This window comes from Achromobacter sp. SIMBA_011 (assembly GCF_046535435.1).
GTDB classification, from domain to species: Bacteria; Pseudomonadota; Gammaproteobacteria; order Burkholderiales; family Burkholderiaceae_B; genus Achromobacter; species Achromobacter dolens.
In genome coordinates, this window is sequence record NZ_JAWRWN010000549.1 from 1 (window position 1) to 268 (window position 268).

1 protein-coding gene is annotated in these 268 nt (G+C 70.9%); it reads right to left on the reverse strand.

Going from position 1 to position 268, the window contains the following annotated elements; all coding sequences use genetic code 11:
* A partial coding sequence (locus tag SB816_RS32095) for a LysR substrate-binding domain-containing protein (RefSeq protein ID WP_410548256.1) occupies window positions 1–268 on the reverse strand: 268 nt, incomplete at both ends.

The following is a 268-nucleotide window of genomic DNA, read 5'->3' on the forward strand; positions in this document are numbered from 1 at the left end:
GCGGAACGCGGGCGAGCAGACGGGCGTGACGGATTCGGGAAAGAGCCGGGCGGCCGTGCACGACGGCCAGTGACCGTCGCCGAACAGGATCGCGATGTCGGCGTGGTCGCGCTGCGCGTCGTAATCCTGTGACGTGACGACCCGCACGTCGACGTCCGGCATCACGTGCTTCAGGCCCGCGAGGCGCGGCATCAGCCAGTAGGTCGCGAAGCCGAAATCCGTGACGATCGTGAGCGCGCCGTGCTCGCGGCGCGCGCGCAGCGTCGCG